The sequence below is a fragment of the Pseudoduganella sp. GW821-FHT11H04 genome (assembly GCF_058807935.1).
In genome coordinates this window covers 420,285-439,315 of sequence record NZ_JBXARE010000001.1, presented here as the reverse complement: position 1 = coordinate 439,315, position 19,031 = coordinate 420,285, and the positions used below count along the sequence as shown (strand labels likewise).

The window sequence follows — 19,031 nt, the reverse complement described above, 5'->3', positions numbered from 1 at the left end:
TTAGCCCCCAGTATTCATGATCAAATTCTCAGACACTTGGTCAAAGATGTCGGAATAGACCTTTGCCTGAGAATAGTGTGCACCAAATATCCCATCACTCGCCTTAAGGCCCCTAATCGGCGCTGAATTCTTTTGTGCCAATGGTGCCAAGCTAAACATATTCGGTATTTCGCCCAATATTACCGAATCCTTCACTGCCTCCGGAATAAAGCCTCCCAAGTTGAGAACAAATTCCTCACCAAACTGATTTAAAATATTCTCAAACGCTTGCGTTGGGCGCCTTTCGCCATCCTTATTCTTTCGAGTCGCGTATGATTGGGTTGTATATCCGATACAGCCATTTCGTATCGGCAAATTCTCCCGAACAGGATATTTCTTAAGCAAATCGCCTTGATCATTGAGTATCAAATTCTCAACCCCCCGCTCATACCTCTTGATCCATTGCGTCAGCCAATCTGAGATATTACGCAATCCTATAATACTAAATATATCTATCGACATCGGCGTTACAAAATAATCGGAGGCGATCAACGCAGAGCGGTTCAACGAGCCAAGGCTAGGTCCTAAATCAATAAATATGTAGTCATAACTGTCGCGCAGCTCGGTCACTAAAGCATGGCACCAATTAGTCTTACGAAGTGCGCCAATTTCACCACCTGCCAATTTCACCCAAGCATCCCCCAACCGATCTTCGATTGCGGACAATTTCGGATGCCCCATAAGTACGTGGACACCGAATCTATTTGGCGTCACATTCACCATTTTTTTATCGAATGCAATTGTAGGCTCATCTTCAAGCAATGGTGCCACAACATTCAAGATGGTCTCAGTTGCACCAGGATTGATCCAATAACAATCAGTTACCTTATCCTCACCAGTAATGAGAAGAGTTGAATTGCATTGGGGGTCTAGGTCCAAGTACAGAACCTTTTTCCCAAACTTTTGGGCCAGGCCTGCCGCTACGTTTGTCGAAGTTGTCGTTTTACCGACACCACCTTTGTTGTTAAAAAAACTTACTACTTTTGCCATATTATTCTCACAAGTTTATCATTCTTAACAGCGGGGCAACCGCGTATACAAAAGAGTTCTCAACCAACATTAGGAGAAGCGAAACGGTTATAGACCTTCCAACGCCTCCATAATGGAGCTTCCAAGTTGCCGTATGTTCAACGGATTTCCATTTCCGTTCACGAGCTGAACTTTTAATTCGTTGGCAAGGTCACGCAAGGCCGGCATGACAGGAACGATTTGGGCCCCAGCTTTTTCAACTTCAATTGCGCCATTCGCACGACGACGTACGACGTAGTTGGAGTAAGGAATTTCAACAATCGTCTCAGAAGTAGGGAGGTAGGAGATTCCATCAGGTTGCGGTAAGCGGGCGACTAGATTGCCAACAGCCTCCAGAGTGCGGACACCCCATTGATTTGAGAATGCAAACGTCTTGCCTTTGATATGGAAAAGCTCGCCCTCTGAGGTGAAGTAGCGAATGTTCTTTCCCTGGAATGCTTTCAAAAAATCAGATTCATTCAATGTCCCCTCCACTGAGACGAACAAGTTCCCCCGCCAATCAGCACATGACTCAATTTCAGAGATGGGAACACCTTGTCGAATTGCTTCGGCAACGACACCAAATATTAACCTTCGCTTTGGAAGATTCGTCTGAGTGATCTCTCCGATGGTTAAGTCATATCGCGTCAGATCGCGGTTCTGCTTCCTTGCAGCGTCCTGCTCCATAGACTTCTCACGAACCGCGACTTGATATTGTTCCACTTGAGGAAGGGGGATAACTTGCTGAATATCAAGCAGGACACGGTCACCGATCTGGTGTGGACGCATTTGAACGCAGCGAAGATCGAGTCCCTGTTTATTAAGCCACAACACCGCCGTTGTAAGCTCTGGGGAAAACTCCGCCGACGCGAGGACTATTCGCACCTTATCGGTAAATGCAACAACCTCGTCCTCTTCCTTCTCCAGAAAATCTCGGATTGATTGCGCTGGATCGTCATCACATCCGATCGAGAGGAGATATTTGCGATGGGCTTCCACTGCTTGGTCGAAGCGCATAGTTGAAACCATAGCAGCATAACGTAGGGCTTGAAGCTCCATATTGGCGCTGTCATCCCGTTTGAGCTCTACTACGACGAGATTTGCTTGATCATCCAAACAGAGCAGGTCGATTCGTCGATTCGCGCCGACCCAGTCGCCGAACTCTTCCGCGAGGACCATGGTCTTAGCATTCGGAGTAATTGCATGAATGTTTGCACGTATAGCCTTCTGGATATTTTGCCGCTCTAAGATCCCCAATTGTGTAAAAGACGTTGGATCAATAGTGCTCAAACCGTTTCCGGTCATTTCATACAATGCCATATAGCTCTCACTTGTAAACTTGCCATCGTGCTTGCCTCACGCAACTATAGCCAGCCTTCTGCGCGAATGCGATTATTTACCTCTAGGATAACATCTTGCATCAAAGAAAAGAAACATTTCAATTAAATCAATAAACTAGAGCAAGAAACTTGAGGCGGCCAGTACATGCACCGCCCCGACCTTCCCTCACTACGCGGCCACCAACTCCTGCTGCACCGGCATCACCAGCACTCCCCGACCAGCCCCCATCAACACATTCGATGCGCTATTGGCCGCCCCTGCCAAAGTCTTTTGCGATAAGTGCGCGTATCGTTCAGTCACCTTAGTATCCGAGTGCCCAAGGATCTTTTGGACTTCGTAGATGGTATGGCCGGCATTGACCAAGAACGAAGCGAACTGATGCCGAAGATCGTGCAGCCTCAGGTGAGGAAGTCCAGCCTTGATTCGCAGCCTCCCCCAGACCTTATTCACCACCTTGAGCCTTTCCATAGTTTGCAGGTTGATGAACAGGTGTTCCGACTTCCCCTCAGTGCCCAGGCGATCCAATACTTCGATTGCATGATCATTCAAGGGAATCGAACGCAGCCGCTTGGACTTCGAGTTCGTCGCAGGAATAAGCCACACCCGAGACCTTCTATCGATGTGAGACCACTGAGCCTGCAACGCTTCCGACAACCTGGCTCCGGTGGACAGCAGGAACAAGGCAACCCGGCACACCATGGGTGGATCGTCGGCACGCAGCACAGACACCAGCCTTTCCAGTTCATCGTCATCAAGGTAATGCTCGACCTTGTTGTCCTCGTTAAACTGCTTGATGCCCGCCGCAGGGTTCTTGTCGAGCATTTCCCACTCAACCGCCAAGTTCAACGAATGGCGAATCAGCTTCAGGTGATGGTCTGCACTGGAGGGCGACAGACCTTCGACCTTGACCGACGAATGGAAGTCCTGAATTTGGTGCCGAGTGATCTCGTTCAGGCGCTTGCTGCCGAAGACGTCACGAACGCGGCGGAACAATTGCACATCACGAACCCACGATCGTTTGTGAGCCTTGGCATGCGGCAGGTACTTCTCGTCGAAGAACTCGGAGAAAGTAATGACGGCCTTCCGAGCCCGTTCTTCGGCGCGTGGGTCAGCCCCCAATGCAATTTCCGCCTTTTGCAGCTTGGCTCGTTTTCGGGCTTCGGCTAAGCTGATTTCGGTGGTTCGGCCCAACTTCTGGTGCGCGGTCTTGTTGAGGGCGTTCTTGTAGCGCAAATAGTACGTGCCTTGGCCGGGGCTTGTAGCGCGGACCTCGATGTATAGGCCAGGAAAGTCCAAGTCACAGTATTCAATACGGGACTCCTTTGGCGGGCAAACCAGATCTTTCGCAATGAATGTTTCGGTAAGTTTTTTTCTAGCCATGCATTCTCCTTTGACGGTGATTGGAAAAAAAAGTGGTCGGAACACTCAGAAAAATTTTTAACGATGTGCCGACCACGCCAAGATCAAACTATTTGAAATAACGGGTCGCCATTAGATTTCAACGTGAAAAACTTCAAGTTCGCCTCCCTAGTCACAGCAAGATGCATCGCGCAGTTTCGAGCCACCTGCCGTTGCTTTTTGTCGTACGAGTCCCAATAACAGGGCGAAAGCAACTCGCTTGTGCTACAGACTGTGCCACCAGAGAATTCAGGAATCGCCATCAACACCGCAGCCTTTAAATAGTTATAAAATTCAGCGTCTACATATTCGCCGTTGTACAACTGCACATGAACGCACATACCAGCCCCGAGTTGCGCATTAAGATTCATGATCAGAGCCGAAGCATTTTGATTAATCGAAGCTAACTCTTGCATAATTTTTTCCTTTTTAAGTGTGTTGCCCCTGTAATGGGCCGATAGTTGTTTAGTTAGGTTTAAGCTCACGACGCGACACAAGCGACGCTTCCGACGCTCCAGCGAGTCCCCTGTCAATGCCTCTGTCGTGGGCGTCGCTTCGTCAGGTGCGTCGCTTGCTAGCTGCCTTCGTTATCGTGATTGTTCGCTCTTTGCCCCGCCCAAGTTCCACGTGGATGCCCTGCGTCAGTAACGCTGCCTGCAAGCCCACAATGCGTTTGGAAAGCGCCGTAGCGTTATCTGGCCAGCTTCTTGAGCGCGTTCCCATCCCATCCTGATTGAAGGTAAGTTGCTGAAGAAGCTGAGTAGGTGTTCCGGTCCAACCTTCATCGCAAAGGTCTTCTCCGAAATTAACTAAGGCGGCTCCAAGCAAGTTGTCCATCAAAGCATCGCGCTGCCCTTGGTTGAGAATATCGCTGTAGGCGGCTTGATAGACCCCGGCCGGAAGGCCTTTCACGATCTCCATGGCACCCAGCCATTTGCAGAAATCAATCATGCGCTCCGGCGAAGTAAGCTTGACGTGCGGCAGTTGCATTTGGATCTTTGCTATCTCGTCAAAGAGCCCGCCCTGAATAATCGGCAAGTCCTTACTCAGATCCGCTTCCACGTCGATTTCAGACCTACGGCGTTCTGGTGGAATAGCCCTCAAAGACAGCGGCAAGCACCGCTGAGCAAGGTCCGACTCGCTGACGAAGGGATGAATGCCGTTTAACACCAACACACCATGCAACTCAATGACGTTCTGCTCATCATTCGTGAACAGTTGACGTCCCGTCTGGCTGCCGCCCGTGGCAACAGTGCACAATCGGTCTGACATCAGCTTGGAAATGACACGAAGATTATCGAAGCAAGCCACATGGGCCTGCTGCACTGCAATCCCGAGGTCCCTTTCGTTCGCGGGCATGGTCTGCACGTCAGTGATAGCTGGATCAAGCAGACGCTTAATCAGCTTCGTCAACATAGACTTACCGCTTCCTTGTCCACCCAGCAGTTGTAAGATGACGAACTTTGAGGTCGGCACTTTAGGCTTCGCTAATGTGTACGTCATCCAAGCTTTGAGCAGCATGCGTGACATCGGGTGCAGGTTCTCAAGGTACTTGTCGATCAAGTTGAAATCGCCCTGCCCTGGTGGCACAGGCATCGCCATTGGCTTGGAGTTCCTATATCGACGGAACAAAACCTCGGAGCCGCTCTTAATCAGGCGCACACTGCCATGGCTAATCCTGACACGCGTCTGGGCGTCATCGCCGATATCAATCTCTACACCGCCCTCGACTGGTGCCACACGATGGTGTGTTTCATAAGCGTGGCCGACCTCCTCCGCATCCTGCCTGAGTTCTTCGTTAATGTTCTCCAATGCTGACGGCTTGAGCAACTGTCCCGCTTCACGCATCTGTTTCCGAATAAGGGCATTCATTAGCTGACTTCCAATGGTCAGCGCGTATGCATTGCCTTTATCCCCGCCTTCACTTTCCCCTTCGGCACGGACGCACGCCCGCCCATTCTGGTCGACAAACACATCAAATCTCACTGTTGGCCCTACTCGGCTGCTTTTCGAAAGCCGTGAAGGGCCAGGAACTTCTGGCTCTGGTGGCAAAATCACTACTGGTTCTGCTACAACTGGCTCTGCGACTACTGGCTCTGCTACTTCTGAATCGGTATTGCATGTATTCTTCTGTGACATATCTATCATTCGGCAATTGGATTTTTGATTTCTCCAGCAAAGTGCCTGTCCACTTCACGAACCCAACGACCTGACGCCTGCAGGGTCGGTCTCACAGCACCAGATCAAAGGAACGACCAGATGCATTACTGATTCCTAAGCAGCACAAAATCGGCTGAGAAAGGGATAACGGATTCGTAAGTTGTACTGCGCTTGCTGAAACTTTTTTGCAACCAAAACAGAGCCGTGAGGCAGTGTCTAGGTTCGTCCATATTTGAGGTGGGCACTGCCCGAAGATATGTTCACCGCGATTTTTGATTCGCCCTGCATGGACACAAGGCTTCACTCGATCACTGAATTATTGCGCACGAAACAAAGGCTGCTTCCTGCTGCCCATCTGCATCTGGCTTGGTTGGATGGGCACCTAGTTCAAGCCTCCTTCGTCGTGAAGGGATGCGAAACTTTAACGCACGACACAGCCACGGTCAATAGCAATCCGAAGATTTTTTTCGATAGGATTCGATGAAGTAGACCATATAGATACTGGTGATATGAAAATTCCGCCCTCAATTGAATTCAACGGAATTCTTCCAACCAGATAAAGCAGACCGTTCTAGATTCCCAATCAAGATCGGTCCAGTACTAGCAAGAAGAAACACCTCATTATGCATAAGGCACACCGCATTTAATTGCCAAAGCCGATCTGTGTTGAATGCACTAGAGCGCTACTTAAACGACTTGTGCCACTCACGCATCGTTAAGCATCCGTGCCCTGAGGTGGGGAAATATAGAAGCACTCCACCCGACGCACCCGACGACCTGACGCTACCACCATGACTCATGGATGAAAGACCACCGGCACCTGACGTACATGACGACCTGGCACCATCACTTCCCCTTTGCCCGACGCGACGACGGCATGCTGCCCTACTGGATATTTAACCACCTGCCTCAAGCCGTCATCCGAGACTGTTCTTCGGTCAAAACCGCCTTTCATTCCAGCTTCACTACTGCGTTGTTTTGTATCGATATGGCCTACTAAATAATTCAGAAAAATGTGGAGCGTCGGCAGGTACTTCCCGCATATGACGCCCCGACACGAAGACCAAACCGTGCTCCTAATGAAGCCCGGTGGTCACAACTCCATTTGATCCAGGTGGTTCGAGTAGATCAATTCCGGATGCACCTTCGCCATCAGTGCTGCCTGATAGCACGCCACTCTTCCTACATCACCATCAGGGATCTCCCAGAACAGCACCTGTTCAACTGCATCAATCATGGCGTCACAAATAGACATAAAACACCCCTTAGTTAAGTTTGGAACCTGCACCAGCGAGAATTACGAAAATAAAAAAGGCCACGAGAATGGCCTTTGGACAGATGATTAGTAGGATCAGCAACCCAGACATAGCACCCTGCTGCGTGCTGGGGAAAGCTAAGCCGACTATGCAAATTGCGGCGATGGTCGTTGCGGATGCGAGCAATAGAAATCCTTTCTCTATGATGATTGGCCATCTATGAAATCCAGCAGCCGGTGTTGGTCGGTTATGGTTCGGAAATTCCCGAGGTCGAAGGCCAGTACGGAAGACTCCCTTTAACCTCAAGCGGTTCCGCACCACGCTTCGGACAGACCACCGGACTACAACTCCGTCACTACCATCTATCGCTTCTTGGACTTCCCAATGGACATAGGCTTGGACGTCGATGCTTCGGCATTAGCAATCGACATATCGGGCCCATCACCATTGGCTGCGCTGGACGAATCATTGGCCTCGACCGCAATCGTCATATCGACACCTTCGGAAAACGCCCCACATAGCTTCTTGATTTCGATGAAGAACTGCTCCGAACTGCTGCATTGGTAATAGCGCCGCTTCTCTGGCATGTGCACCACAAGGCCTTCCGCCTTCAGCACTGCCAAGATAAATCCGGCAGTGTTGACGGACGATCCAGCAAAGACGCTACTTAGCGATGACGATGTGACCGCATCTTCCGATTTCTCCTTATTGAATATGGGCTTCAGCGATTCGACCGACACCCATTGATTGCTGAATAGGCCGCTGCCTGTGTTGTGGTGAATGCGAAAGCTGATGCCTTCGTTGAACTCCAAACCTTCCTTGTCAAGAAGATCGCTGCGACAGCCAACGTGGTAGGTCAGATTTGAACGCCCTGACAGCGACGGACATACAGCCTCTTTCAGCACCTTCATTTCTGCATCGTGGTTGATTGGATCTTGCATATAGTTCTCCTGTGGTTAGAATGTAGAAAGCAAAACGTGCCTTCATATAAGATGGATAAAAAATCGCAAGGAGCCTTGCTGTTGGATGTCAGTACCAATATCCGTAATCGATAAGCTCGTTGCGCAGAAGCTCGATGTAGATCTGATCAGGGTCAGGTGAATACAAAATGTCAGACACCTTTAGGAATACTTGGTCGAAGTGCTGGCCTTGTGCGCCGTCCATCGAGTAGTCCTTATGCGAACGGAAGTCATCGAGCTCGACACCGACCATTGCTGGATCAATGGCGAACTTGACCTCGATATAGCAATCCGGGGACAAGCCTTGCAGCAGTTTCGATACGTTGGAGATCAAGACGACGATGCCTTCCGAGAGCAACCGATCATTGTCCACTGGGTCGCCAACAGGATCAGGCCCAAGGTTCACCATGTATTCGTTGAGGGGGCACTGGAAATAGGCTGCACCGGAAGTGCTCAGATTGATGCTTGCGCCGGACCAGTAAGCGACGATTTCTGCGAACTTATCAGGAAGGTTGGGAGCCCCAACAAAGATGCAGCCCCGAAGGTTGGCTGGAGCCGACATAGACAACGGATGCCCGATAGCAGCTGGGTCAATGACCTTGGCATCATCAGGCAGCATGGCCAGTTTGAGCACATTGGCGTTCTTCAGGTGATAGCCAGGCCGTTTGTCGAAGTCAGGTGTCTCGTCGCTCAGATTGAGTCGGTCGTAGTAGTCCAAATCCTTGATCGCCTGTGCCGTCTGATAGGCCTCGTTGGTGACGTAAATGGTTGCTTGCATAGGTACTCCTTCTGGTTAAATTTTTGATGGATGGATGCGACGCACCCGACGATGCGACGAGTGATATGCACGTGCGTCAGGTCGTCGGATACGACAGGTGCTATGGGAAGCGGAAATCCTGAAATGCTGCGATGCGAAAAAAATGCTGAACTGCTTCGGGGTTACTGCTGGAAGTAGGGGAAGGTGAAACCAGGAAGGGGCGACGCGAGGATTAGTGATGTGCTGCGGTTACTGCTACATATTGCTACTGCTGGTGGACGATCAAAAACCCTTTCTTGATTAACTTTGACTTGTGCCGCTGCTCGACCAACGACCGATCATGCTGAAATAAATCCATGCTGCGCTGGCCTGGTACTGTCTGAGCGACCTTGTTGTGGATGGCTTCGTGTATCGCATCTTCGCCAATCATGGGATCGAAGAAGAAGCCCTTGTTGAACCCGACACGATCAACGGCATACTGGGCGTTGAAGATGAACCGCTTGGCGTCGGCATCCGAGTCCATCAGGATCAGCTGAATCGACTTCCCTGCCCTCACCGACTTGCCCATGAAATACCGGGGGTAGGCACCGTCCGGCGACACCTCCTTGAACGTGAACCCGAACTGCTGGATCAAGGCATCCATCACACCAGTATTGAGCGCAATGACGTCGATATCGTTGTATTCAAGATGAACAACGGGGTCTACCAGGTGCTTGACGAAGCCGCCGAACAAGTAAGCATCGGGGTTCCCCATCAGGAAACCAGTCAGTGCAGCATTGTCCTGCACGATCTCATACCCTGTGCAGTCAATGGTCGAGAGATACCGGCTATTCAGGCACAACGACTTCGGCACGAACACGATTCCGCCGTGGCCGAATGACATACCTGCTGCGTCAACCGGGAAGATGCTGTTGAAGTTTTCACGCAGCACCAGCCGACGTCCAAGCCGCTTATGTAAAGCTGCATACTGAGGCTTTAGCTCCAGCAGATTCACCATTGGCAATGGCGGCAGCACCAAGGAGAATTCAACATCAAGCTGCTGGCTATCCCAAAGGCGCTGGTGATCATCAAGCAATTGCAGCACTTCGTCGTCCAAGGAGATCGAGACATGATCCGCAATGCCTTTCAGCTTCGCCACATGCTGCACTTCCCTGGCGATGATTCGGACGTTGTAGCCTTCCTCCTTGATGGTGTCCGACATAGACAGCAATGCAGGGAAGTTCTCCTCGAAGCGGTACAGAGGATCACCGCCGCCACTTATCGTTATAAACGATTTATCACATTTACGAATGAACTCCCTAACATCAGCCTCCGACTGCGCCCCTTGAGGCAACAATGGAGAACCGCGCCAGTTGCAGTATGCACATGCCTTTGAACATCCGAATCCCCTCTCCTTCCAGTTGACGATGATGGTGAAGTTGACGTGCTTGTTGTTGGCCATATTGATGACGCTCCTTTCTTTGATAAAAAAAAATGGCCCTCCCACTGGATAGTGAGAGGGCCAACTAGAACTTACTATTGATCAGCGTTTAAGAATTACTTTTCTTCTTCGGCTTTCCATTTCTTGACGTCACACGCTTCGTCCGCTTTCTTGGTGATCGCAATTAACTCTTGTGGATCATCCCTATACTCTGCAACATTGCGCGTCCTAATTCTTAGATCAACACACTCCCACGCAGCTTTTGTATAAAGTGATGGATCAATCGCAGTTGAACGCGGAGTGCATTTATTCTGGCTCTGCAACTGAACATTAAGTGCGATTACCGATAAGCGATTCGCGTTGTCTTGACCTCGCGCTGATTGCTGAACTGCACTCTTGTCACGCCTCGCCTCAACTTCCGAAAAGGCTATCGCCACAACGTTCCGATCAATGGCTGAGCTCAGCTGATCGCATAATTCCCTCGATGCCTGTGATTGTCGCGGCTCCTCGTTGGCCCGGCTCTTATCGCCGCCACATCCGGCAAGCCCCATAGCGCAACTGAACGCCAACAGAGTCCCGATTAATAGATTGCGCCTCATGCCCCTCTGCATACTGCTCCTTTCTGTTGAAATTACTGACTTGCTCCAGCCTTTGAAAATACTTCCGGCCTGATCATTCGTCCGACTCAAACGAGCTACTGCCGTCGCTCGACTTCACAGCCTCTTCCAAGGCATGCGATACCGCCGTTGCTGCCACTGCATTTGCCACGGTCTGCCCCACCGCAACACCAGCCGCCACACCCGCCGCAGTCTTCAAGGTGCTGCTCCCTGAACCTGGAGCAGAAGTAATGACTTGGGTGTGAGGTGCCGCAGTAGCACGCGCCAACATCAGAGCCTTGATGGCATCCTGATCACCGCTATTCATGATGTAGTCCTCGGCTTCCTTTCGTCGCTTCTCGGCCTCGTTTGCCGCCTCTTCGACAGCCTTTTTCTTTTTAGCTTCCTCGCTGCCACCTGCCATCGCAATGATGAAGAAGATCAGTAATGCCCACATCCACCAGCTCATATCAAAGCCCTTTCTTATCAATATTTGATTGGCAAAGGGACATCGCCCTTATCCAACAGGAAATTTTTTGAATCCTAGCACATGCTACTCAAACTCTGTAGACCTAAAGTCATCAAAAAAGCACCCTTTGGCCTGTGCAGACCAAAGCCCAATCACCAACAGCTTGCCCTACCGCCAAGATCAGATTTGGCGCACGGCTAAGGTTTGCTCGTGAGGAATTACAGCTATCACAGGAAGTTTTGGCCGAAAAAGCAGGACTGCACCGCACCTATATCGGGCAGGTTGAACGCGGGGAGCGGAATATCTCCATAGACAACATGGAACGACTCGCTGATGCAGTGGCCCAGCCATTATGGGAAATGCTGCGCCCTTGAAGTAATTGCATAGATTGCAAATTTCATCCCACCCTCGACTAATATCAACGTCAGGCCCGAAAAGCAGCGTACTGTCGCCAGTTGATCTGCTTTAGCTCAACGAAGTTCGCAAAAGCGAGTTACGCACGGGTTCACTCAAGTCTCGCATTGAAACGCTTCGCCCTCACTTCTGATGAAGTAGCTCGTCAATAAAGCTGCCAGGTGGGCTCGTGCTTAGCAATATCACTTCGACCGCCACCAATTCGACCACGGCCAAGCTAGCGACCGCAGATACCACGCGAAATTCGCCACACCCTAATGACGGATGGGCAGCGAGCGAACTTTGAGCCGATTAATCAGCCATTGCCGAGAAAAATCAGCCCTTTCGAAACTGGAGTCAGGACTCGCTTCAACCCCATCTCATTTGGTACACTTACCCATAGTTTCCAAAAAGAATGGCAACAGTACCCTTGAGGAAAATTTCAATTGACAGAAATCGTTAAAAATTTTCTCAATTGATGTTGCGAGTAAAAACATCGGCGAGCATATCACTACCAACAAATTCAGCGCCCTTATAAACAAATATGGCAAACGATAACGAAGTTCTTAACACACACCAGCTCACTGATGATGATGCGTACGATTTAATCAAATGGAGCGATTTGATCGACAATGCGATCTCAGAAGCAAATCAGGTGACGGACCATGTCCATCAAAAGAGTCTTAGGAAGTCGTTCCTTAGCATCAGCCACTATAAAGGGCGCGTCTTAGAACAAATAGGTGGAGGAAACTTCAACCTTACCTCCATGATGGACGTCTTTGAAAAACTTAAGCTGCGAGCCAATCAAATGGTCGATAAGGCGAAAGATGAATTGTTGCCGCTTAATGTCGTCGATTCTCTGCAACACATCGCGAATCTAATCGTTGACCGGCATGATTATTTATCGCAAAAATATGAGGTCACATCATCTGACCGATCTGAAGAAAAATCGATCAGGAAGATTTCTGCTGCCATTGACATCATTCGCGGTCAAATGGCGGCGCTCCAGAACGATAATAACCAGTCAAGACAGGCAATCCTCAAAACAAAAAAACAGGCTGAGAGCACCAATATTGAGTTATCAACTTATTCCAAACGCTTGGATGATGCGCTAGTTGACGTGAGTGAAAAGACGAATGAGGTATTAGAGAGTCTTAAAAAGAAGCAAGCAGAAGTAAACGAGCTTGTCGGACTAATTTCCGGCAATGTAGTCTCTGGGAGCTACACGAAATCGGCCACAACGGAAAAAAGCACCGCTGACTCGATGCGAAATGGTTCGGTGTTTTTGATGTTGCTCATTACATTCCTCCTCGCCCTTTCCCTATTTGAATCAGGCAGGCCTCATTTCGACTTAGAAACCGCAATTTTCCGGTTTGTCCTTACACTTGCACTTTCGGTGCCCGCAGCCTATTTGGCGCGAGAGTCGTCCAAACACCGCACCCAACAATATCTGCACCAACGAATTTCCTTGGACTTGCAAGCTATCACTCCTTATATTGCCTCGCTCCCAACAGACGAGCAGCATCGTTTGAAATCCGATATCGCCAGCCGCATCTTTGGGGCTACCGAACAAGGTCAATCTCAAACAGACTCATACCCGCTGAACTTGCAGGAATTACTAATGGCGGCCATTTCAAAACTAGATTCACCCAAGAGCGAAAAGAAGGAAAAATGAGGTATTTATTGCATGTGCAATAAGCCATCAATCACGCCACCACCATATTTGTTTCGCAATTTTTGGAGGAAAATTTTATCCGAGGCATTAACAAAGCTAATGTAGCCAACTAGCATTTGCTTACCCTTTTCAGCATCATCCCCAACCAACTCTAAGAATTTGAAGCTATTAGTGGAATAGAAATGCACCATTACTTCAATTTTTCTTTTTAACGCAATATCCAAGCTTACTGTACCATTGGGGAGAACAACCATTCCCAGAAGTTTTATTTTCCTACCCACCTTAACAAATTTACTTTTAGTTGAATTTTTTGAAAATATTTCCCCATGAAGATCCTTCATATACTCGTTTAACACGCCACTTGCCTCTTTGACGTCTTCAATGCGCTCACCAGAAACGATGATATCATCACTATATCTGGTATAAATCAGCCCCTTCTCCTGACAATAATCGAAGAACTTGTTATCAAACTCATATAAGCATGCATTACTTAACGCCGGCGATGTCGAAAAACCACGCGGAAGTCGGGATTCAAATGTTACGATAGCCGTAATTAACTTGATGTATTTCTTTGCTTCATCGAACGGAATTTTTTCTTCATTGATTGATAAAATGTATTCGACCAGAGCGCTATCAATCGATGCGTAAAAATCGGAAAAATCAGTTTGATAAAAACATTTGCTGCGAGAATGTTTCTTAAGTGCATCCGCTACATTTACGCCCTTCCGATATGAAAAGACAACATTAGAGTTAATCTTTAAATGCCGAATGACATACCTGAGTATAAACCGGTGGTAAGCCTTAAGCGTAGAATCCGCTATGAATATCGGCTTGCCATTGAGGTACCTTTTTTCGGTTCCTTGCTGAGATGTTGCATGCAAAAACGTTTCAAAATCCAACTCCCCCTGAAACATTTCATTGAAGAGAGTAGATAGCGATGTTGGTGACATAAGGCCTACCGATGGAAATTATTATTCCTCAGTATATATTGAATCTAATCGGGAAGGTAATATGAAGTGTTACGTATCGTGCAACCCCCGTAGGGGCTACACAACCGTAAATTAAGGAAACGCCGTAGAGGCCAGCTATGTGACTGGAGATGCTCCTAGTCGCCGGCATGAGATGAATTGTACAACATTTACCACCATTGTGCTGCCAAGAAATATTTGCCGAAGTGTGCGGCGGCATTATTCTCTTTTTTCCTAACTCAACACCCATGTTGACAGATCCAAGCGTCAACCTGCAGGTCATCTTCCATTTGTGCACGCACCGGCCCCACTCGCGACAAATCTGAGCCACGAGAAACTAGCCCCATGCACCATGCCCCCATCCCCGCCCGTCAAACGTCTCACCTTGGTCCACTATGCGCAAATAGACCGGCCCTGAAAAGCAAAAAACCAACCGGGTTAAGGCTGGGTGCTTTGTATGCGACTGAATTCAAGCTTTCCGGACCAGGTTGCAAATCGAGATGCAGCTCTGAGTTAATTCCCTATGAATAAGGTGATATCCTGCTTTTCGTAGGCGATTCATCGACATTCGGACATCCGTTTCTTGAATTGCATTTCAATCAACTGGAGTTGATATGGAAGACTATCGTCAAGCCTGTCAGCGGCAACATCAAGTTCTCGGCCACTTCCTTGCTGTTCAAGCATGGCTTCGGGGCGTTGATTGTTTGGTGCTTGAACGCTCGGATCTGAAAACTTTTTTTGATCTGAAGCGCATCAAGGAAGAACGGGTTCGTTGGCTCAGCGGAGATTTGTTACCGTGGTTTCCACACCAGTACATGCTTGAACAAGGCAACTCTGGTTTTTCCTTTCACTCTCTGTATCTCTCCCGAGTCCCCATAACAGATTGGATACCTGATGGAACGATGTCTACAACAGCTCGACTGCGTGCAATGGAAGAAGATGCCCCCAAGACTGAAGTGTTCGCAAAACCTCCTGCAGGACACCGTAGGTTGAAAGAAACAGATGTGGTTCGTTACCTGGCGCTTCTCGACAGCGGACTAGCGATTCCTGCTTCGCTTGTAAGCGTCCCGAAAAATGAGCATTAAATAAGACAAAGGCAACAAAAAAGAGAGCTAATATAGCTCACTCCTCAATGGACGCCCTCAAGTGAAAATACACGCTGAAATGCACGTAACCACGCCGCCAAGCAACTCTGCCTGGAGATGTCGACAGTTCATCCTAAACGCATTGCCTCACGCGAATCAACATGCTGATATTGCGTTTGCAAATGCAGCAGGCATTAAAGCGTACAACCCGCTAGATCCCGATCACCACGATTTGGTTCGTGCAGCATTAACCTCGCTTCGCAAACAGCAGCAGGCAATCCTTAAAGCGCTGAGTGAACATCCAAGCGTAACAGCGGAACTATTTGGGCCCATTGCGGAAGCAAATTCCGCCTTGGGATCGATGACAAACCTTCGTCAAGTACTCACGAATTTCCCTAAAGTTATTTCGCCCGAATATCCTTTGGCGCTTGGCTGGGCTGCAAACGTCTTACCATCATCCGAACAATCACCGAATGAAGTGGAGGTCGCGCAGGTCCTGAATGACATCATGGCCCTAAAGGCGCGTCTAATTGGAATGCACTTCCCACTCGCAGTACACGAGTTTCTCGAGCAGTTATTAAAAGACTTAGAGAATGGTGTGGTAGCCGCTAGTTTTGAAGGTACAACGTCCTTACAAAGAGCGTGCAGAAATGCGGTTTCAGAAATCTCAAGCGTAGGTGATACGCTTCGAGCCGCTGAGCCCAATTTGAATGAAGCTCAACGTAGCTATCTAACGGAAGCCGCTGACAAGGTTGGAAAAGTAGGCAAGATTGCAGGCGGCTTTTCGGCGGCGATCACCTTTGCTCAGCAACTAGCGCCTTTGATCGGGAACGCAGTTAAGGCCGCAACAGGCTCGTGACATCCCCTCCTACCAAAGTGTGCGCGGCAACCCAACTCCATGTGTCCGGAAGTCCCTCACGACTGCCCGAAGACTGAGTCTGCAAAGCTGCCCCGCTGCGCCACCGAAGCCCCGCCCCATGGCCTCCCCAATCCCCAACACCCAAAAGCCTCGCCACGGCCCACTATGCGTAAATTAACAGACCAAGAATCTTCGACGAGATCTACAGGCAAGTACGAGCCTACCAAGTTGATTGCGATGTTCCGCTTAGCGGCGGCGCTTCGCAAGCAGATGCTCGAGTCTGGCTTCACTGACAACGGGGGGACTATTCATAGCGCCGAGCGCATCCTCAATATTCTTGGCCTACGGCTCTGCTATCCAGGCTTGTCTCATATCAACAATCTGCGAGAACATCCCAACGCGGAGTTTTCCGTAAATGCGCGGGCTGCTCATGAAGTAGGCGAGAAGGTACTTATTGAACATGGCACCCCACATCGCGCACTCACGAGGTTGGCAATCGAGAGAATTGAGGCTGGCCTAAACGACGACGCCTTCACGGACTTTGTGAAGGAATATTTCCAACTTGCTCTACACACACAGGAAGAAACCCTTCATCTCAACAAGCTCAATCGATCGAAAATTGATCCTGATCGACTCAAGAATGCGGGAATCAAACTGGCCAAATCAACGTAATGGGCAAGAAGTAAGATCGAAGAGTCCGTCCCTCTCGGGTGCGCCAAAGACCGAATCCGCAAAGCTGCCCCGCTGCGCCCTCAAAGCCCAGCCCAATGGCCTACCCCATCCCAGCCCCGCAAGCGCCTCACCACGGCCCACTATGCGCAAATAAACGGCCCCTGAAACGCAAAAACCCAACCGGGTTAGGGCTGGGACTTTCTTGAAACAATCAGATCACGTTACATTTTTTTCGGCAACACGTCGTAATGAAACATCTTAAAGTCATCGTAAGTGCCGTGAGCTTTGTCTTGTCGCAAGCTACGGACGCGCACGTGAAGTTCCTTCATTTTGCCCATGATGTGCTCGGGCACACGCAGCGTAAATGCATTCGAATCTGTCCATTGCTCATCCCGCCCAGGGTGCCAATAGTATCCATACTGCATAGGCTGCCCCATTGGGTCAGTAGCTGTAACAACAAACTCGATCTCATCACCAACCCGAACAGTTGGCTTATTAATCGAGGAATTTTTCGAGGGCCATGAGTTACCTACAGAATCTCGGGCACTTTCAATCTTTGGAAAGTAATCATCAACGTTGTCCATCTTCTTCCTATAGCGAATAATCCGAGCTCTTATATCACCTGATATTCCAATTGCTAAGTGCCTCTGATAGGGAAGCAAATCACGATTGTGTGCGTTCGGATCCCGCAATCTTTCTAGCTCGGCCATCCAAACCTCTAGCGTTTTTTGATCACCGAAAACATCCTTGAAAACATCCCAGTTTTTCTTCAGAATTTGCCACAAATCGTAGAAGTCCGAGTAGTACAGCAGCCTCGGTTCGATTGGCGCGCCACGAGAGCGCTTTTCTTCTGCCTCTAGTCGAGCCTCCCAACGCTCTCGACGATCATCAGTTATGCCAATTTTCGATTCCCAGGTCAGACCATATTTCGCCTGCAAGAGGTCACTTATCAAATCACGAAGCGAATTTTCTGCGTCGCGAATTGCCTGTGAAATATCCATATATTTCGAATTGCCTCAAAATTAAAGCTGTATCATAGTACGGTGTTTGTGTGTTCTCAAGAGGCAACGAGCGCCTAGCTTAGGAGCGTCTGCAATTGACCAAAATCGACGACCGAAAATGCGATTGCAATGGCGTCGGCTTCGAAGTAAAGTACAGATGCTCAGGAACCGCAGCCCCTGACCGCATTAGGCTGAGCCAATGCACCGTCGATTGGTCTAACCTCGACGCCTGCATGATGCTTGAAGCATCTCCAGGGATTTTGCTTGTTTAAACAAGTGACTTCCTATGAGCGCAAAAAAATTACGTCAGCACGCATTCGAAAAGCAGAATCATCGCTGCTACTACTGCCAATATCCAATCTGGGATTCGGACTTTGAAGGCTTTTCACTCGCCCACAAAATGCCGCTCCGACTAGCGAAACACTTGAGATGCACGGCTGAACATCTCGTCGCTCGAAAGGATGGCGGAAAAAATATAGCCGACAACATAGTTGCTGCTTGTGTCTGGTGTAACTCGATGCGTCATCTTCACCGTCAAAATAAGGCACCGGACCACGCCACTTATAAACTGCGGGTCATAAAGCTCATTTCGTTAGGACGAGGCCATCCCTTGGCTATGAGCAAGAAGGTGACCCATTAAACTCCCGCCCCAACGTCAAAGATATTGCTTTCCCTAATTCGGGCGGTCACCATAGAGGGTTCTGCAAGTCACACCCACCAGTTGAGTCCTCCACCCCGCTGCGCCCACGAAGCCCAGCCCCATGGCCTCCCCCACCCCCACTAGCCAAGCGCCGCACCACGGGCCACTATGCCCAAATAAACGGACCCTGAAAAGCAAAAACCCAACCGGGTTAGGGCTGGGTTCTTGGCATACTGCTGAATTCTGGCTCCCCGACCTGGACTCGAACCAGGGACCTGCGGATTAACAGTCCGTCGCTCTACCGACTGAGCTATCAGGGAAAAGAGGCAATATTA

Annotated in this window: 19 protein-coding genes and 1 tRNA gene; 6 read left to right on the top strand and 14 right to left on the bottom strand. The window is 49.4% G+C overall.

What is annotated here, in order from left to right; genetic code table 11:
- The 11 genes from AC1RTP_RS02160 to AC1RTP_RS02110 form a co-directional block, all read right to left on the bottom strand.
- On the bottom strand, positions 1–1,029 hold the full coding sequence (locus AC1RTP_RS02160) for a ParA family protein (protein WP_498604370.1): 1,029 nt from the start codon (positions 1,027–1,029) through the stop codon (positions 1–3).
- 87 nt (positions 1,030–1,116) lie between these two features.
- Positions 1,117–2,367 (bottom strand): hypothetical protein, encoded by a 1,251-nt coding sequence (locus AC1RTP_RS02155; RefSeq protein WP_498604368.1) that lies wholly within the window; start codon positions 2,365–2,367, stop codon positions 1,117–1,119.
- Between the two features lie 189 nt (positions 2,368–2,556).
- Positions 2,557–3,768 carry a site-specific integrase gene (locus AC1RTP_RS02150; RefSeq protein ID WP_498604367.1) on the bottom strand — a complete coding sequence of 404 codons (1,212 nt, stop codon included), beginning with the start codon at positions 3,766–3,768 and terminating at the stop codon, positions 2,557–2,559.
- An 83-nt stretch (positions 3,769–3,851) separates the two neighbouring features.
- Positions 3,852–4,202, bottom strand: a complete 351-nt coding sequence (locus AC1RTP_RS02145; RefSeq protein WP_498604365.1) for a hypothetical protein — start codon at positions 4,200–4,202, stop codon at positions 3,852–3,854.
- Between the two features lie 142 nt (positions 4,203–4,344).
- Entirely contained in the window at positions 4,345–5,760 is a 1,416-nt protein-coding gene (locus tag AC1RTP_RS02140; RefSeq protein ID WP_498604363.1) for an AICE element replication initiation protein, read from the bottom strand.
- A 1,279-nt stretch (positions 5,761–7,039) separates the two neighbouring features.
- Entirely contained in the window at positions 7,040–7,183 is a 144-nt protein-coding gene (locus AC1RTP_RS02135) for a hypothetical protein (protein ID WP_498604362.1), read from the bottom strand.
- Positions 7,184–7,564: 381 nt separating this feature from the next.
- Positions 7,565–8,143, bottom strand: a complete 579-nt coding sequence (locus AC1RTP_RS02130) for a hypothetical protein (protein WP_498604361.1) — start codon at positions 8,141–8,143, stop codon at positions 7,565–7,567.
- Positions 8,144–8,231: 88 nt separating this feature from the next.
- Positions 8,232–8,939: a hypothetical protein gene (locus AC1RTP_RS02125; RefSeq protein ID WP_498604360.1), complete on the bottom strand. Its 708-nt coding sequence runs from the start codon at positions 8,937–8,939 to the stop codon at positions 8,232–8,234.
- A 244-nt stretch (positions 8,940–9,183) separates the two neighbouring features.
- Positions 9,184–10,359: a hypothetical protein gene (locus tag AC1RTP_RS02120; protein WP_498604359.1), complete on the bottom strand. Its 1,176-nt coding sequence runs from the start codon at positions 10,357–10,359 to the stop codon at positions 9,184–9,186.
- Between the two features lie 95 nt (positions 10,360–10,454).
- On the bottom strand, positions 10,455–10,937 hold the full coding sequence (locus AC1RTP_RS02115) for a hypothetical protein (RefSeq protein ID WP_498604358.1): 483 nt from the start codon (positions 10,935–10,937) through the stop codon (positions 10,455–10,457).
- Between the two features lie 73 nt (positions 10,938–11,010).
- Positions 11,011–11,403: a hypothetical protein gene (locus AC1RTP_RS02110; protein ID WP_498604357.1), complete on the bottom strand. Its 393-nt coding sequence runs from the start codon at positions 11,401–11,403 to the stop codon at positions 11,011–11,013.
- A gap of 134 nt (positions 11,404–11,537) precedes the next feature.
- Between AC1RTP_RS02110 and AC1RTP_RS02105 the strand changes: the two genes are divergently transcribed.
- Positions 11,538–11,777, top strand: coding sequence for a helix-turn-helix domain-containing protein (locus AC1RTP_RS02105; protein ID WP_498604356.1), 240 nt, complete (start codon positions 11,538–11,540; stop codon positions 11,775–11,777).
- A gap of 563 nt (positions 11,778–12,340) precedes the next feature.
- The gene (locus AC1RTP_RS02100; RefSeq protein WP_498604355.1) at positions 12,341–13,471 is read left to right on the top strand and encodes a hypothetical protein; all 1,131 of its coding nucleotides are present in this window, start codon (positions 12,341–12,343) and stop codon (positions 13,469–13,471) included.
- Positions 13,472–13,476: 5 nt separating this feature from the next.
- Here AC1RTP_RS02100 and AC1RTP_RS02095 read toward each other — a convergent pair whose 3' ends face one another.
- On the bottom strand, positions 13,477–14,421 hold the full coding sequence (locus tag AC1RTP_RS02095; protein ID WP_498604354.1) for a reverse transcriptase domain-containing protein: 945 nt from the start codon (positions 14,419–14,421) through the stop codon (positions 13,477–13,479).
- 632 nt (positions 14,422–15,053) lie between these two features.
- Between AC1RTP_RS02095 and AC1RTP_RS02090 the strand changes: the two genes are divergently transcribed.
- The 3 genes from AC1RTP_RS02090 (at position 15,054) to AC1RTP_RS02080 (ending at position 17,055) form a co-directional block, all read left to right on the top strand.
- A complete protein-coding gene (locus tag AC1RTP_RS02090) occupies positions 15,054–15,524 on the top strand; it encodes a hypothetical protein (protein ID WP_498604353.1) in 471 nt (156 codons plus the stop codon).
- Between the two features lie 61 nt (positions 15,525–15,585).
- Positions 15,586–16,383, top strand: coding sequence for a hypothetical protein (locus tag AC1RTP_RS02085; RefSeq protein ID WP_498604352.1), 798 nt, complete (start codon positions 15,586–15,588; stop codon positions 16,381–16,383).
- Between the two features lie 228 nt (positions 16,384–16,611).
- On the top strand, positions 16,612–17,055 hold the full coding sequence (locus AC1RTP_RS02080; protein ID WP_498604350.1) for a hypothetical protein: 444 nt from the start codon (positions 16,612–16,614) through the stop codon (positions 17,053–17,055).
- Positions 17,056–17,276: 221 nt separating this feature from the next.
- Here the strand turns inward: AC1RTP_RS02080 and AC1RTP_RS02075 are convergent, their stop codons facing one another.
- Positions 17,277–18,056: a Swt1 family HEPN domain-containing protein gene (locus AC1RTP_RS02075; protein ID WP_498604349.1), complete on the bottom strand. Its 780-nt coding sequence runs from the start codon at positions 18,054–18,056 to the stop codon at positions 17,277–17,279.
- Positions 18,057–18,342: 286 nt separating this feature from the next.
- Between AC1RTP_RS02075 and AC1RTP_RS02070 the strand changes: the two genes are divergently transcribed.
- On the top strand, positions 18,343–18,696 hold the full coding sequence (locus AC1RTP_RS02070) for an HNH endonuclease (RefSeq protein ID WP_498604348.1): 354 nt from the start codon (positions 18,343–18,345) through the stop codon (positions 18,694–18,696).
- Between the two features lie 244 nt (positions 18,697–18,940).
- On the opposite strand, the gene AC1RTP_RS02065 is transcribed toward AC1RTP_RS02070, so the two are convergent.
- A tRNA-Asn gene (locus AC1RTP_RS02065) sits at positions 18,941–19,016 on the bottom strand.
- Positions 19,017–19,031: the final 15 nt, after the last annotated feature.